The organism is Stenotrophomonas sp. (genome assembly GCF_050737575.1).
GTDB lineage: Bacteria > Pseudomonadota > Gammaproteobacteria > Xanthomonadales > Xanthomonadaceae > Stenotrophomonas.
Window position 1 is genome coordinate 434,575 of sequence record NZ_JBOHXW010000003.1, and the last position, 14,161, is coordinate 448,735.

At 63.5% G+C, this 14,161-nt stretch carries 15 protein-coding genes; 12 read left to right on the top strand and 3 right to left on the bottom strand.

What is annotated here, in order from left to right; all coding sequences use genetic code 11:
• Position 1: 1 nt before the first annotated feature.
• The 6 genes from ACREP4_RS08085 to ACREP4_RS08110 all read left to right on the top strand — a co-directional run bounded on the left by ACREP4_RS08085 (position 2) and on the right by ACREP4_RS08110 (position 3,420).
• Positions 2-712 (top strand): Tox-REase-5 domain-containing protein, encoded by a 711-nt coding sequence (locus tag ACREP4_RS08085; protein WP_431595660.1) that lies wholly within the window; start codon positions 2-4, stop codon positions 710-712.
• Entirely contained in the window at positions 709-1,431 is a 723-nt protein-coding gene (locus ACREP4_RS08090; RefSeq protein ID WP_431595661.1) for a hypothetical protein, read from the top strand. The genes ACREP4_RS08085 and ACREP4_RS08090 overlap by 4 nt, the downstream gene beginning before the upstream one ends.
• 158 nt (positions 1,432-1,589) lie before the next feature.
• Positions 1,590-2,510, top strand: coding sequence for an arginase (gene rocF, locus ACREP4_RS08095; protein WP_431595662.1), 921 nt, complete (start codon positions 1,590-1,592; stop codon positions 2,508-2,510).
• A gap of 144 nt (positions 2,511-2,654) precedes the next feature.
• Entirely contained in the window at positions 2,655-2,807 is a 153-nt protein-coding gene (locus tag ACREP4_RS08100) for an entericidin A/B family lipoprotein (RefSeq protein ID WP_431595663.1), read from the top strand.
• Positions 2,808-2,864: 57 nt separating this feature from the next.
• The gene (locus ACREP4_RS08105; protein WP_431595664.1) at positions 2,865-2,999 is read left to right on the top strand and encodes an entericidin A/B family lipoprotein; all 135 of its coding nucleotides are present in this window, start codon (positions 2,865-2,867) and stop codon (positions 2,997-2,999) included.
• A gap of 199 nt (positions 3,000-3,198) precedes the next feature.
• Complete coding sequence (locus tag ACREP4_RS08110; protein WP_057632092.1) at positions 3,199-3,420, top strand: CsbD family protein; 222 nt, start codon at positions 3,199-3,201, stop codon at positions 3,418-3,420.
• A 64-nt stretch (positions 3,421-3,484) separates the two neighbouring features.
• Here ACREP4_RS08110 and ACREP4_RS08115 read toward each other — a convergent pair whose 3' ends face one another.
• Entirely contained in the window at positions 3,485-4,300 is an 816-nt protein-coding gene (locus tag ACREP4_RS08115; RefSeq protein WP_431595665.1) for a hypothetical protein, read from the bottom strand.
• Positions 4,301-4,408: 108 nt separating this feature from the next.
• Here ACREP4_RS08115 and ACREP4_RS08120 point away from each other — a divergent pair, with 108 nt between their 5' ends.
• The 4 genes from ACREP4_RS08120 (at position 4,409) to ACREP4_RS08135 (ending at position 9,031) form a co-directional block, all read left to right on the top strand.
• Positions 4,409-5,710, top strand: a complete 1,302-nt coding sequence (locus ACREP4_RS08120) for a tryptophan--tRNA ligase (RefSeq protein WP_431595666.1) — start codon at positions 4,409-4,411, stop codon at positions 5,708-5,710.
• A gap of 25 nt (positions 5,711-5,735) precedes the next feature.
• On the top strand, positions 5,736-6,029 hold the full coding sequence (locus tag ACREP4_RS08125; RefSeq protein ID WP_431595667.1) for a hypothetical protein: 294 nt from the start codon (positions 5,736-5,738) through the stop codon (positions 6,027-6,029).
• 85 nt (positions 6,030-6,114) lie between these two features.
• Complete coding sequence (locus ACREP4_RS08130; RefSeq protein ID WP_431595668.1) at positions 6,115-7,053, top strand: MBL fold metallo-hydrolase; 939 nt, start codon at positions 6,115-6,117, stop codon at positions 7,051-7,053.
• Between the two features lie 325 nt (positions 7,054-7,378).
• A complete protein-coding gene (locus ACREP4_RS08135) occupies positions 7,379-9,031 on the top strand; it encodes a M28 family metallopeptidase (RefSeq protein WP_431595762.1) in 1,653 nt (550 codons plus the stop codon).
• A 197-nt stretch (positions 9,032-9,228) separates the two neighbouring features.
• Here ACREP4_RS08135 and ACREP4_RS08140 read toward each other — a convergent pair whose 3' ends face one another.
• Positions 9,229-10,560: an MFS transporter gene (locus tag ACREP4_RS08140; protein ID WP_431595669.1), complete on the bottom strand. Its 1,332-nt coding sequence runs from the start codon at positions 10,558-10,560 to the stop codon at positions 9,229-9,231.
• 476 nt (positions 10,561-11,036) lie between these two features.
• On the opposite strand from ACREP4_RS08140, the gene yedA reads away from it, so the two are divergent.
• Together yedA and rarD are read left to right on the top strand one after the other, a co-directional pair.
• A complete protein-coding gene (gene yedA / locus ACREP4_RS08145; protein ID WP_431595670.1) occupies positions 11,037-11,936 on the top strand; it encodes a drug/metabolite exporter YedA in 900 nt (299 codons plus the stop codon).
• On the top strand, positions 11,933-12,838 hold the full coding sequence (gene rarD, locus ACREP4_RS08150; RefSeq protein ID WP_431595671.1) for an EamA family transporter RarD: 906 nt from the start codon (positions 11,933-11,935) through the stop codon (positions 12,836-12,838). Before yedA ends, rarD begins: the two co-directional genes overlap by 4 nt.
• Positions 12,839-12,937: 99 nt before the next feature.
• Here rarD and ACREP4_RS08155 read toward each other — a convergent pair whose 3' ends face one another.
• Positions 12,938-14,011 (bottom strand): alpha/beta fold hydrolase, encoded by a 1,074-nt coding sequence (locus ACREP4_RS08155; RefSeq protein ID WP_431595672.1) that lies wholly within the window; start codon positions 14,009-14,011, stop codon positions 12,938-12,940.
• Positions 14,012-14,161: the final 150 nt, after the last annotated feature.

Consider the following 14,161-nt stretch of genomic DNA (forward strand, 5'->3'; position numbering starts at 1 on the left):
GATGGGAGCAGCAATTCCAATCGGAATACGCGGTATCGGCCACGTGCTGAAGCGCGTGTTTCCAAAGGTGCGTGTTCGTCCCGGTGTGGCCGTCATTCCACAGGATGTCGCGACAGAGGGGGATTGCTCCACCACCAAGGACGACACCCAATGCAATCAATGCAAGTTGCAGACCGGGGTTCTGTTGCCCTCAAAGCCGAGGCGCGCAATTCGTGCACAGACCAAGATCAATTACGACTATCAGCTATACATTGCCAATCTGAAGGCCGGCCCGGAGCACTTTTCGTACTGCGACAAAGACACTGGTTTGCCCGTGACCAACTTCGATCTGTCCATTGCCGGCCGCGCTTGGAGCGCGCTCAAGGGCGAAGCGCAGCCCAATCCCGAGCAGCTCAACATCACCGAGTGGTTGTACAACGGCGTCTGGTTTGATGGTTTTTGGCGCAGTGAATGCACGGTGGTGGATGCGAAGGGACGGTATGCGCAGTTTCTGGATGAGGATGGCGAACCCAAGCGGGGCTTTCAGTCTCGGGTGGTGTTTCCTGAAATGGTGAGGGAGGCCCTGAGTCAGGCAGCGGTTGTTGCTCCAGCGCTACCTCAAGCTAGGGTCGAGTGGCATTTCATGGAGCGGGAAACCTATCTCGCAGTTAGGGACATGATTCAACCGCCAATCAGTACGCACTTCACTCCACTTCTGCCGATACAAGCATGATCAGCGCAAAGCTCATAGCGACACTTGAAAAGAAGCCCATCGCATCAGCTGCAGATGGATACGATTGCGTCCAAAGATTGTTGGCCGCACTGCATAAGACGGCACCCGAGATGGTTCCCTCGATGGAGGGGTGGTTCGGTGGAGTGATTGTGGCCACTGATAAGCCCTTTCCATTCAGTGAGCGCGCGCGGATGATCGAGATGCTGTCTCTGGGAATGGCTTCTTCGGAGCCCCAGATGTTTTCCGTATTTCTCGACACGGCTCGGACGGGGAAGCGCAAGCCAGATCAACTTGAACTGCACTACATTCCGGTGCATGGCGTGTTGCAGATATCGGTCTACCGGCCGACGGATTCGTCACTACTCGTTGCGTTGTTGTCAGCCCTGCCCACCGTGATGGCGGTCGAGTACGCCTTCATCAATGTCTGGGACAACGATCCAGATCCCGAAGAACCCGGTGACAAAACGTCATACCGTTCCAGCTTCGCCACCTTCCCGCACCGCCAGTGTCTTGGCTGGATGGCCTACGTTCCCCAAGTGGTCACGATGGAGCAATTGCCCTTGGCCGCTCGGATCATTCCCGCCAAAGACGGGACGATCATCGTGGCGGTGGATGAGCCGTTTGATCTAGCCAACAAGGAACACATCAAACGCGCCAATCAGATCGAGATGGACATGAGCGACCTGGGCTTGCTGCCGGTTATTGATCCATCGTTCTGAGGTAGTCCGTGGCGATGGCGGTGAAGCGCTTCACTGCCACCCACCGATGCGGGTTATCTACTTTTCCCCTGCCTGTTCAGCCACCCACCACTGCTGCACCGCCGCAAGGCGGATACAGCATCGCTGGCTAAACTGCTTTCATTTGCAACGGAGGGGATATGGCTGGCTTTCGTCCTGTTTCATTGATTGGGGTGCCCACTGACGTGGGCGCGGGGCATCGGGGTGCCAGCCTGGGCCCGGAGGCGTTGCGCGTGGCCGGTTTGCCGGAGGCATTGGTCGCGCGTGGCGTGGATGTGCGCGACATCGGCAATCTGGTGGGGCCGCGCAATCCGTGGACCGGGCCGGTGCACGGCTATCGTCATCTGGATGAGGTGGTGGCGTGGAACCATGCGCTGATGGAGGCCACCTACGCCGAGCTGAGCGATGGCCGCATGCCGATCATGCTCGGTGGCGACCATTGCCTGGGCATTGGCTCGATCACCGCCGTGGCGCGTTGGTGCCGCGAGCAGGGCAAGCAGCTGCGCGTGTTGTGGCTGGATGCGCACTCGGACTTCAATACTTCCGATGTCACCCCGTCGGGCAATATCCACGGCATGCCGGTGGCCTGTCTGTGCGGGCTGGGCCCGGATGTGCTGACGCGGCTTGGCGGCGATGCCCCGGCAATTTCGCCCACGCAGGTGCACCAGATCGGCATCCGATCGGTGGATCCGGAAGAGAAGCGGCTGATCAAGCACCACGAGGTGGATGTCTACGACATGCGCCACATCGACGAAGCCGGCATGAAGCGCACGATGGAAGCGGCGCTGGAAGGCATTGATGCCAACACGCATCTGCACGTGAGCTTTGACGTGGATTTCCTTGACCCGAGCATCGCGCCTGGCGTCGGCACCACGGTGCCGGGCGGGGTGAATTACCGCGAGGCGCAGTTGGTGATGGAGATGATTGCCGACACCGGCTTGATGGGCTCGCTGGACATCGTTGAGCTGAACCCGCTGCTGGATCACCAGAACCGCACCGCTGAGCTGGCGGTGGACCTGGTGGAGAGCCTGTTCGGCAAATCCACCTTGATGCGCGATTGACGCGGCGGCCACTTCGCTGAACGGCAGCGGCCGACATTCACGCGCGCTGCACGCCCCAGTCGCCAGATTCGTCTTCACACGCGGCACGCAGGTTTCGGTTTCTCCGGGGCCTGCGGTTGCCAAGCGATGCAAGGGAGACGCCTGATGAAGCGAATACTGATGTTGGCCCTGCTGGGCATGTTCTCGGTGGGAATGCTCAGTGGCTGCAACACGATGGCCGGCGCAGGCAAAGACGTGCAGAAGGTCGGTGAAAAGGTTGAAGACAAGGCTAAAGATTGTAGTGACGGCAAGTGCTGATGATCACCGCGGCTCCGCCGGGACCGCGTTACTCGTGAAACACCACAGGAGAAAAACATGAAGCGTTTGGTTTCCTTGATGCTGCTGTCGCTGTTCTCGATTGCCGTGTTGGTAGGCTGCAACACCATTGCCGGTGCCGGCAAGGATGTGCAGAAGGCGGGTGAGAAAGTGGAGGGCGCCGCCAAGAAGTGACGCACTCACGGCGGGATCAAGAAAAAGGCCGGCATTGCCGGCCTTTTTCGTTGCTGCTGACCGGGCGTTCAAGTGGTGAAACTGAAAGTGTGTTCAAGATCGTCAGTGCCATCCAACGGAATCTGGACCTTGCTGCAACACCGTCGAACGCATGCTGGCCCCACGCGGATCCACCGCACTTCCCGAAAGGAGAACACGGATGAACAAAGACATCATTTCCGGCAAGTGGTCCCAGTTGAAGGGCAAGGCGCAGGCCAAGTGGGGCGACCTGACCGATGACGATTTCAAGGTTGCCGAAGGCAATGCCGAGTATCTGTCCGGGCGCTTGCAGGAGCGCTATGGCTGGGCCAAGGATCGTGCTGAAACCGAGGTGCGCGATTTCCAGAAAACGCTGCACAAGGACTATCCGGATTTCCACTGATCCTGCGTGATGCAGTCATATGAGCAATGGGCCGCAGCGATGCGGCCCATTGTCTTTGTACGTGTCAGCGGCCGCGCGGCGGGTCGGGAACGAAACCACCGGGGAATGCTTGCGGCGGCCGGTTGTTTTCCGGACGGATGCGCGGGATCACGCCCAACGCCATCAATCGCGAACGTGTGTCGTACCGCAGCTCGGTGATCTGTGCCGGGGTGCGGCTGGCGCGCTCAAAGCGGGTGGTCGAGGACTGCGACCACTCACGCTCGCCGTGGCCGGTGCCCAGGCGCTGGCGGCTTTCTGCCTTGCCGTAGGCCGACGCGACCTCCGCATCGGCGCTGCGGTTGCTGGCGCTGGATTCGGCCTGCGGTGCCGCTGCACGCGGCATCGGGTAGGGCGCCGGCATCGGTCGTGGCCGCACGTCATACAGCGGACGACGCAGCTCGTTGAACACCGCTGCGCCGATCACCCCGACATTGGCCGGGCGCCCGGTGCGGCTGGCGTAACTGTCGCCGTGGTCGGTGAACACGAACTGCGCGACTTCGGCATTGGATTTGCGCCAACCGGTGATCTCGCTGCTCTGCCACGGCTCCAGCACGTAGCCGGACTGCTCGGGCGAGGCGGTCTGGCCGGTGATGGCGTTGACGCCGTCCACCGACAGCACCACCAGCACACGCTCGCCGGTGCGGTTTTCCATACGCACGCTGTAGCGATGGCCGGGCGTGCCGACCACCCAACGCTGGCCGCGATGCGGGTACTGGTCGAGGTCTTCACCGGCATCGCGGTCGATGATCGACAGCGCCACCGGGCCCTGCATGGGTAGCGGCACGGGGCGGAACCCGCACAGGGCGAGCACCAATAAGACACTGGCGGAAATGCGGTACATGGCAGGCTCCTGCGTGGGGGACGAGGGATTGAACGGCCGGGCGGGCAAAGCGGGGTTGGCGCATGGCGGTTACACTGGCCCCGTTAATCCGTCCGTCACACAACGTCCATGACTACCCGCGTCCTTACTGGCATCACCCCCTCCGGCACCCCCCATCTGGGCAATTACGTCGGCGCCATCCGCCCGGCCATTGCTGCCAGCCGTGCCTCGGAGATCGAGAGCTTCTTCTTCCTGGCCGACCTGCACAGCCTGATTAAGTCACAGGAGCCTGAGCGCACCCAGCGTTCGACCCTGGAGATCGCGGCCAGCTGGCTGGCCTGCGGCCTGGACCCGGACAAGGTGTGGTTCTACCGGCAGAGCGATATTCCGGAAACCACCGAGCTGATGTGGTTCCTGACGGCGGTGGCCAGCAAGGGCATCCTCAATCGCGCCCATGCCTACAAGGCGGCGGTGGACAAGAACCGCGAAGAGCAGCTGGACGACGATGCCGGTGTCAGCGCGGGCCTGTTCATGTACCCGGTGCTGATGGCGGCGGATATCCTGATCTTCAACGCCAACAAGGTGCCGGTCGGTCGTGACCAGATCCAGCACATCGAGATGGCGCGCGATTTCGCGCAGCGCTTCAATCACGTGTACGGCAAGGACTACTTTGCGTTGCCGGAAGTGATCATCGACGAACAGGTGGCCACGCTGGCCGGCCTGGACGGCCGCAAGATGAGCAAGAGTTACCACAACACCATTCCGCTGTTCGTCCCGCGCGAGGAGCTGAAGAAGCTGGTGTTCTCCATCCTCACCGACTCGCGCATGCCCGGCGAGCCGAAGGACACCGAGGGCTCGGCGCTGTTCCAGATGTACCAGGCGTTTGCCACGCCGGAACAGACGGCCGCTTTCGCCAAGGCATTTGCCGACGGCATCAGCTGGGGCGATGCCAAGCAGCAGTTGTTCGAGCGCATTGATGGCGAACTGTCGCCGCTGCGCGAGCGCTACAACGCGCTGATGGCCGAGCCGGAGAAGATTGAAGCGATCCTGCGCAAGCGTGGCCAGCAGCTGCGTGAGCAGTTCGCCATTCCGCTGCTCAAGGAGCTGCGTCATGCCGTGGGCCTGCGTGACCTGTCTGCCGCTGGCGATGCGCCGAAGGCCGAAGTGGTTGCCAAGGCGGCATTGCCGCTGTTCAAGCAGTACCGCGAAAAGGACGGCCGCTTCTACTTCAAGCTGCTCGATGGCGAAGGCGAACTGCTGATCCAGAGCGAAGGCTTTGATTCGCCGCGCGATGCCGGCCAGCTGATCGCCGTGATCAAGCAGGCCGAGCAGGGCGATCAGCTGCAGAGCGAGCTGTTCAAGATCGAAGGCGAAGTGGAGCCGGTGCTGGCGGCATTGCAGGCACTGCGCGAGGCCGCTGCCAAGGATTGACCCGTCACCTGGAAGGAGCACGTCGATGGCCTGGTTGTCGTTGTTGTTGTTTCTGCCGTGGTTTGGCGTGATGGGCGCGTTGTACTGGTGGTTTCCACGCCAGCCACGGCACCGCGCCCGCACGCTGTTTGACGTGAGCATGCTGGTGCTGGCCTTGTTGGTCAGCGCCGGCCTGATGCACTGGGGTTACCGCGTCGGCGCGGCCGAAGTGGCCGACGGTCTGTGGAAGCAGATCATGGCGGTGCTGTACGCCTACGGCGGCTTCCTGGCGGTGATGGTGCTGGCCCTGCTGCTGCGTCCGCGCGTGCTGCAACGCTGACACGACACGCCTGCGACCAAGGTTCAATGTGAGCGGCGCGGGGCGGCTGTCAGGATCGAAGGCTGTCCATCAGGGAGCTGCGCCGATGACCGTTGCACATGGCATCCACACCATCGACACCGCATTCCAGCGTGACCACTTCGATGCGGCCTATCTCATCGTGCAGGATGGGCGCGGTGCCTTCGTCGATTGCGGCACCAGTCATTCGCTGCCCAACCTGCTGGCCTGCGTGCAGCAAGCGGGCCTGCAACCGGCGGATATTGATTGGTTGATCGTCACCCACGTGCATCTCGACCACGCGGGCGGCGCCGGTGCGTTGATGCAGCACCTGCCCAACGCCAAGCTGGTGGTACACCCGCGCGGCGCGCCGCACATGATCGACCCGACGCGCTTGATTGCCGGCGCAACCGCCGTATACGGCGAAGCAGAAATCGCCCGCAGCTACGGCCAGATCGTGCCGGTGCCGGCTGAACGCGTGGTGGTGGCCGAAGACGGGCATCGCGTATCACTGGCTGGGCGCGAGCTGCTGTGCATCGACACACCCGGGCATGCCCGTCATCACTTCTGTGTGTGGGATGAAGTCAGCGGCAGCTGGTTCACCGGCGACACGTTCGGGCTGTCGTATCGCGAGCTGGATGGCGACGCGGGCGCCTTCATCATTCCCACCTCCTCGCCGGTGCAGTTCGAGCCCGACGCCTTGCACGCATCCATCCACCGGTTGATGGCGCGCAACCCGCAGGCGATGTACCTCACCCATTACGGCCGCGTCGAAGACACCGCACGTTTGGCCGGCGACCTGCACGAACAGATCGACGCGATGGTGGACATCGCCCGTCAATGCGCGGCGCTGCCGGAGCGGCATCGCGCCTTGGTCGATGCACTGAGCGCGTTGTATGTGGCGCGTGCGCGCACGCGCACGCATGACCGCACGCTGGCCGATGACGACGTGCTGCGCGTGCTGGCGATGGATATCGAGCTCAATGCGCAGGGATTGGCGTGTTGGCTGGATCGGGATGCGCGTTGAGTTTTTTGGTTTTTGCTTTTCTGTGGCGATGGGGTTGGGATTTTGGTGGGGCTTGTTGTTGCAGGAGCAGGAGCGTTACCCCTCCCCTTCACTGCGCGAAAGGGAGGGGGTAGCAGCCGTGGCGCGGTTGTCTGATCGGCCGCAGAACACCCCCTCCCTTTCGCATAGCGAAGGGCAGGGCGGGGGAGGGGGGCCGTGGCGGTTCTGATTGCTCGCGCACAAAAGGCCGCAGTCGACATCCGTTGCGCATGTCCCTCCCTCTTTTCGGTTGTTCCTCCGTAGAATCCACAGCTCTGCCTGCTTGTTGGTATCTGCCGTGAACCCGATGCGCATCCTGTTGCTTTCGTCCTGCCTGTTTGTCGGCGGCATTGCCAATGCGGCCAATGATCTGCCCGGCGGCGGCATCGACCCGGAAGCGTTGTCGCGGCATGTGCGCATCCTGGCCTCGGATGAATTTGAAGGCCGTGCGCCGGCAAGCAACGGCGAGCAGCGCACCGTCGATTACCTGATCGAAGAGTTCCGCAAGGCTGGCCTGCAGCCCGGTGGCAAGGACGGCAGTTGGGTGCAGGAAGTGCCGTTGGTGCGCGCCACGGTGAATGGGCCGGTAACTGCCAGTCTGTCGCTGGGCGGAAAGTCGCAGCCGCTGCGCAATGGCGAGGACATCACCCTGCAGAGCCTGAGCCCGCTGGGTGTGGTCGATCAGAAGAACGTGCCGCTGGTGTTCATCGGTTACGGCATCTCCGCACCAGAGCGCCATTGGGACGATTACAAGGGCGTGGATCTGGCCGGCAAGATCGCCGTGGTGCTGATCAACGATGCAGACTTTGAAGCCGATGCAGCGGGTGCGTTCGACGGCAAGGCCGTGACCTACTACGGCCGCTGGACCTACAAGTTCGAGGAAGCCGCACGACGCGGTGCCGCGGGTGTGTTGATCGTGCACGAGACCGCGCCAGCGGCGTATCCGTGGGCGACGGTAAAGGCGTCCGGCACGTCGCCGTTGTTTGATATCGAACGCACCCGCGAAGAAGCATTGGCGGCACACACGCCGGTGCGCGGCTGGATGCAGCGGACCTTGGCCGAGCGCATTTTCAGCGCCGCCGGGCTGGATTTCGAGACCGAAAAACGCAAGGCCATGCAGGCCGATTTCCGTCCGCTGGACTTGGGCGACGCGCGTTTGTCGGCCAGCTTCAAGGTCGCGCGTGAGCGCGTGGTGAGCCGCAATGTGGTCGCCAAGCTGGAAGGTGCGACGCATCCGCAGGAATCGGTGATTTTCTCCGCGCACTGGGATGCCTTCGGTATCGGCCAGGCTGATGCCAGTGGCCAGACCGTGCGTCACGGCGCCATCGACAACGCCACCGGCGTGGCATCGGTGCTGGAACTGGGACGCGTGTTCGCCGCAGGTCCGCGCCCGCAGCGCAGCCTGTACTTCCTGGCGCTGACCGCCGAGGAAAAGGGCTTGCTCGGCGCCAGTTACTACGCCGCGCATCCGCTGGCGCCGCTGGAAACCACCGCTGCCGTGTTGAACATCGAGATGTTCAGCCCGGACGGCGAAACCGCTGACATCGCGACCTGGGGCAAGGGCCGCGTGTCGCTGGAAAACGACGTGGACCGCGTGGCCAAGGCGCGCGGCCGTCATTGGTCGCCGGACCCGAATCTTGAAGCCGGTTTCTTCTACCGCGCCGATCACTTCGCCTTCGCCCGCAAGGGCGTGCCGGCGATCACCGTCGGTGCCGGTTTGGACAAGCTGGATGGTGGCGTGGCCGCCGGTCGCGCGCTGCGCGATGCCTACTTCGCCAAGTGCTACCACCAGGCCTGCGATGCATGGTCGCCGCAGTGGGATGGCCGCGGTCTGGCTGCCGACACCTTGCTGGTCTACGACCTGGGCCTGGAATTGGCCAACAGCCGCGCCTGGCCGACGTGGGACAAGGGCGCGGAGTTTGAAGCGGCGCGTGAAGCGAGTGATACCGCACGGCGCTGAACGGAAGCGCCGTAGGCTGGGATGAAAATCCCAGCACCGTAGCCCGGGTGCGCGTGGCTTGCCCGGGCTACGAAGATTGCGTTTGCTTGGTCAGCGGGCTGCGCGGCGATGATGAAGATGCTGGGATCACGCTGTGCTGCATCCCAGCCTACGCAGTGCGCGCATGACGTTTGGAGTGATGAGCATCGCCTACGCGCTTATGTGCGCGTGCCATCCAGCCAGTTCGGTCCCTTGTTCTTCAGGAAGAACACGTAGACCACCAGCGACACGGCAATCACTGCGGTGACGTACAGCGCGAAGCTGTTGACGTGGTCGGTCTTCAATGCGGCTTGATACAGCAACGGCGCGGTGCCGCCAAACAATGAGTTGGCCATTGCATACCCAAAGCCGACGCCCAATGCGCGCACGTGCGTGGGGAACAGTTCGGCTTTCACCACGGCGTTGATCGAGGTGTAGCCGGTGAGGATGATGAAGCCGACGGCCAGGATCACGAAGGCCATCAGTGCATCGTGTTGTTTGGGCAGTGCGGTGATCATGTACCAGCTGTAGAGCACGCCGCCGATGCCGAAGAACACCAGCAGGCTTTTGCGGCCGACGATGTCCGACAGCCAGCCGCCAATGGGTTGCAGCACCATCAGGAAGGTCAACACGCCGAGGTTGATCAGCGTGCCAGTCATCACGTCATCACCGGCGAACGCGCTCTGGATCATCTTCGGCCCGTTGACCGAATACGTGTAGAACGCGACCGTGCCGCCTGCGGTGATCAGGAAGCACAACAGCAGCGGACGCCATTGGTGGACGAACAGTTCGTACATCGAACCGGAGGCTTGGGCGCGGCCTTCCTTTGCGGCCTCGATCGAGGCTGCCTGCAGCGATTCGTCCATGCTCCGACGCAGCCAGAACACCACCAGCGCGGCAATGCCGCCGATGCCGAAGGCAATGCGCCAGCCCCAGGCGGAGATCTCGGGCTTGTCCCAGACGCTGAGCATGGCCAGCAGCGTCAGCTGCGCCAGCACGTGGCCGCCCACCAAGGTGACGTAGTGGAAGGACGACAGGAAGCCGCGTCGCCCGGGAATGGCCGCTTCGGACATGTAGGTGGCGCTGGTGCCGTATTCGCCGCCGGTGGCGAAACCCTGCAGCAGGCGCGCGATCAACAGGATGATCGCCGCCCAGATGCCGATCTGCGAGGCGGTGGGTGTGATGGCGATCAGGAACGAGCAACCGGCCATCACCGACACCGATACCGTCAATGCACGCCGCCGGCCGAAACGGTCGGCGAAGCGGCCGAAGTACCACGCACCGATCGGACGCATCAGGAAGGTGGCGGCGAAGATCGCCCACACGTACATCGTGGAGTTTTTGTCAGCGGCCGAGAAGAACTGAGATTCAAAGTAGAGCGCGAACACCGAGTAGACGTAGACGTCGTACCACTCGACCAGATTGCCGGCCGAGCCCTTCAGCGTGTTGGAGATGGAACGGCGCAGTGCGGCGCGTTCCGGCTGTGCCGAGGTGGTGGTGGCGGTGCTCATATGGACGAAGTCTCCTGGCGGGAAGCGGGAACGTGCACGCCTGGCTGGAGCAATCGAGACGCCGGGCCTGCGATTTACCGTACTCCAGGTGGGAGTTGGGCTGTGTAATGACTTGGTAGGGGGGGGGCGGAGGTTCGGAGTGGTGTAATGCTTTTTTGGGGTGATTTGGGCTGAAGCTCAGTGAAGGTGCGGGGTGAGTCATGGGGTTTGGCGTTTACTTCGGACGCAACTGTGGCTTGGTCATTGACTTGATTTCGTCTTCCCCTCTCCCCAACCCCTCTCCCGCAAGGGGAGAGGGGCTCTTGGTTGCAGGCGGAGCGGGGGGCTGATGCAGCTTTCAGTCGCTTGGCTGTTCGCTTGGACACCGCATCGCTCAGTCATCGACGCCAAGCGAAAACAGCATGCCGTTTTCCGTACTGATAACGCGTGGCGCACTGGCCTAGAATTCGCACTCCCCTGATGGCGGTGTCTGCCCCATGTCTTCCCCCGAACTTTCGCCGGCTGCTCCCAAGAGCGGTCTTGTCGTGCTGGCTTTGTTCCTGGTCTATGTGGTCTGGGGGTCCACGTATCTGGGTATTCATCTGGCGCTGGAAAGCGGCCTGCCGCCGTTGTCGGTGATCTCCGGCACGCGCTTCGTGCTCGCCGGTGGCGCGCTGTATGCCTTCCTGCGCTGGCGCGGCATGGCCGCGCCTACCCGTGCGCAATGGCCGACGCTGGCGGTAATGGGCTTGTGTCTGCTGTTCTTCGGCAACGGCATGGTGGTGATGGCCGAGCGCGATGTGTCCTCGGGCCTGGCCGCCGTGGCGGTGGCCTCGGTGCCGTTGTGGATGGCGCTGTTTTCGGCGTTCCGTGGCGACAAGGTGACGCGCGGTGAGTGGCTGGGCATCGGCATCGGTTTCATCGGCGTGCTGTGGCTCAACGCCGGCAGCAGCCTGACTGCCACGCCGAAGGGCTTGGTGTTTCTGTTGATTGCACCGTTGGGCTGGGCGGCCGGTTCGATCTGGTCACGCGGCCGCGATCTGCCCTCGCCATTCATGACCGCCGCCGGGCAGATGCTGTGTGGCGGCGTGATCCTGGTGACGGTCGGGCTGCTGCGCGGTGAGCGTGTGGACGGCTGGCCGGGCCTGCAGGGCGTGTTGTCGGTGGGCTACCTGACCGTGTTCGGTTCGATCATCGCCTTCACCGCTTACGTGTGGCTGCTGCAGAACGTGCGGCCGGTGCTGGCCGGCAGCTACGCCTATGTGAACCCGGTGATCGCGGTGGCGCTGGGCACGTGGATAGCGCACGAGCGTTTCAGCACCTCGGATATCGGAGCGATGGTGGTCATTCTGGCCGGCGTCGTGGTGATCACGCTTGCAAGGATCCGTCGCGCATGAGCAGCAACGATTACCGCAATGGCCTGTGGGCCACCACATTCGCCTTCGTCATCTGGGGGCTGTTTCCGTTGTACTGGCACCTGCTCAAGCAGGTGCCGTCGGACCAGATCATTGCTCACCGCATCGTCTGGAGCGCGGTGCTGCTGTTCGCACTGCTGTTCCTGCGCGAGCGCCTGGCATGGCTGCGACAGATTCGCTCGGTGCCGCGTACGTTCTGGATGCTGGGGCTGGCGAGCCTGGTGATCGGCTTCAACTGGAGCCTGTACATCTGGGCGGTGAATGCCGGCCATGTGGTGGAAACCAGTCTGGGCTATTTCATCAATCCGCTGCTGAGCGTGCTGCTGGGCGTGATGGTGCTGGGCGAACGTCTGGGCCGGTTGCAGTGGTTGGCCGTGGGCCTGGCCGCAGCGGGTGTGGCCTGGCTGACATGGCAGGGCGGGCGCATGCCGTGGATTGCGATCGGCCTGTCCACGACGTTCGCGTTGTATGGCCTGCTGCGCAAGCTGACGCCGGTCGAACCGGTGGCCGGCATCGGAATGGAGAGTCTGTTTCTGTTTCTGCCGGCGCTGGGCTGGGTGCTATGGGCCGAGGCCGGCCATGGCGGCGGTTTCACCGGCAGCTGGGGCTGGGGCACCTTGGCGCTGCTGGTGGCTTCCGGAGCGGTCAGTGCGGTGCCGTTGATTGCGTTCACCTATGGCGTGCGGCGCATTCCGCTGAGTGTGGTCGGGGTGTTGCAATACATTGGCCCGACGCTGCAGTTTCTGTGTGGCGTGCTGGTGTTCCGCGAGCCGTTTGGCATGGACCGGCTGGTGGGCTTCTGCTTTATCTGGGCAGGCTTGCTGGTGTTTGCAGTGGCCGGCGTGCGGTCGGCGCGCAAGGCGCGGGTGGTTGAGAGGATTTAGCGGCCCGCGCGATGTGCGTGCGAAGCGTTACCCCTCCCCAGCCCTCCCCTTCGCTGCGCGCAAGGGAGGGGTTAAGTCCTTCAGCTCAGGCCCAACCGTTCACACCACGCCGCCAGGCAGCGCCGGGCAGTGCGGGTTGTCGCCGGCTTCGGCGAACCATGCGTTGATCACGCCGGAGAGGCGATCCAGCCGCATCGGCAGGCTCAGATGGTCTTCGCCGGCCACTTCCAGATAGCGCGCCTGTGGCGCGGCTGCCGCCAGTGCGCGGCCTTGGGCCACCGGGATGTGCTCGTCATCGCGGCCATGCACCAGCAACACGCAGGCCGGCACCTGTGCCAACGCCTGGCCCACGTCCACGCTGTCCAAGTCGATGCCGAGCTTGCGGTCGGTGGCGGCGATGGCGTCGTCCAGACCGCTGCCGCCGTACTGCCAACGGGCCAGCGGTAACGCGACGTAGTCGCTCAGGCGCTCCGGTGGCTTGGACAGCAGGTGCGGCACCATCGTGCGGATCGCCTGGCCGGCGTTGTCGAACGACTCCATTGCCACCACGCTGCGCAACTGCGGGCCCAGTTCGCGCGCTGCGAAGATCGCCGTTGCCGCGCCGTAGGACACGCCGAGCAGATGCACCGGGCCGCTGATCTGGCCTTCGGCTTTCAAGGCCTGCAGTGCGGCCACCACATCTTCGCCCTCACGCGTGCCGTAGCCGGAAGGCGCATGGCCGGAGCGGCCGTGGTTGCGCAGGTCCAGCGCGATGGTGCGGTAACCGTTCTGCGCCAGCTCCAGCGCCCACGGCAACAACGAGCCGCCATCCATCATCCAGCCATGCAGCAGGATTACCGTGCCGCGTGGTGCACTGGTGGAGCGCGCAGGCGCGGAGGCGTCCATCGAAAATTCGGGGAAGCGCTGACCCTTGCCCAGATAGCGGTAATCCAGTCGGTAATCGCCGGGCTCGAACGACACCCAATGCAAGGCAACGCCCCCGGCGCCGCTGACGCTGCCTTGCCGGTGCGGTACGCGTGCGAGCAGGGCGTTGATGCGTTCGGTGGGCACCAGCGGCGAGGTGCCGCCGGGTGCGGCCAGGCGCTCACTGAGCGACAGCGGCGGAACGGGCGAGGAGAGGGCAAAGCCGGCCAGCATCACGCAGACGCCTGCCAGCGCCAGCGAACGAAGCATGGCGGAATCCGGTAGTGGGAGATCGCTACCGTAGTCACAACGGGGCGACGCATCTACCGCGTGGCGATGACAGGAAGATGACCGTTGTGTGGTGTTTGGGTTGCGGGAGCTTGTCGCTGCGGGGTGCTGCGCGAGCGTTGCGCGCGTTTA

Bases quoted from the DNA above. Each gene is read 5' to 3' on its own strand.
- ACREP4_RS08085 (WP_431595660.1), top strand. From the start codon at position 2: ATGGGAGCAGCAATTCCAATCGGAATACGCGGTATCGGCCACGTGCTG.
- ACREP4_RS08090 (WP_431595661.1), top strand. From the start codon at position 709: ATGATCAGCGCAAAGCTCATAGCGACACTTGAAAAGAAGCCCATCGCA.
- rocF (WP_431595662.1), top strand. From the start codon at position 1,590: ATGGCTGGCTTTCGTCCTGTTTCATTGATTGGGGTGCCCACTGACGTG.
- ACREP4_RS08100 (WP_431595663.1), top strand. From the start codon at position 2,655: ATGAAGCGAATACTGATGTTGGCCCTGCTGGGCATGTTCTCGGTGGGA.
- ACREP4_RS08105 (WP_431595664.1), top strand. From the start codon at position 2,865: ATGAAGCGTTTGGTTTCCTTGATGCTGCTGTCGCTGTTCTCGATTGCC.
- ACREP4_RS08110 (WP_057632092.1), top strand. From the start codon at position 3,199: ATGAACAAAGACATCATTTCCGGCAAGTGGTCCCAGTTGAAGGGCAAG.
- ACREP4_RS08115 (WP_431595665.1), bottom strand. From the start codon at position 4,300: ATGTACCGCATTTCCGCCAGTGTCTTATTGGTGCTCGCCCTGTGCGGG.
- ACREP4_RS08120 (WP_431595666.1), top strand. From the start codon at position 4,409: ATGACTACCCGCGTCCTTACTGGCATCACCCCCTCCGGCACCCCCCAT.
- ACREP4_RS08125 (WP_431595667.1), top strand. From the start codon at position 5,736: ATGGCCTGGTTGTCGTTGTTGTTGTTTCTGCCGTGGTTTGGCGTGATG.
- ACREP4_RS08130 (WP_431595668.1), top strand. From the start codon at position 6,115: ATGACCGTTGCACATGGCATCCACACCATCGACACCGCATTCCAGCGT.
- ACREP4_RS08135 (WP_431595762.1), top strand. From the start codon at position 7,379: ATGCGCATCCTGTTGCTTTCGTCCTGCCTGTTTGTCGGCGGCATTGCC.
- ACREP4_RS08140 (WP_431595669.1), bottom strand. From the start codon at position 10,560: ATGAGCACCGCCACCACCACCTCGGCACAGCCGGAACGCGCCGCACTG.
- yedA (WP_431595670.1), top strand. From the start codon at position 11,037: ATGTCTTCCCCCGAACTTTCGCCGGCTGCTCCCAAGAGCGGTCTTGTC.
- rarD (WP_431595671.1), top strand. From the start codon at position 11,933: ATGAGCAGCAACGATTACCGCAATGGCCTGTGGGCCACCACATTCGCC.
- ACREP4_RS08155 (WP_431595672.1), bottom strand. From the start codon at position 14,011: ATGCTTCGTTCGCTGGCGCTGGCAGGCGTCTGCGTGATGCTGGCCGGC.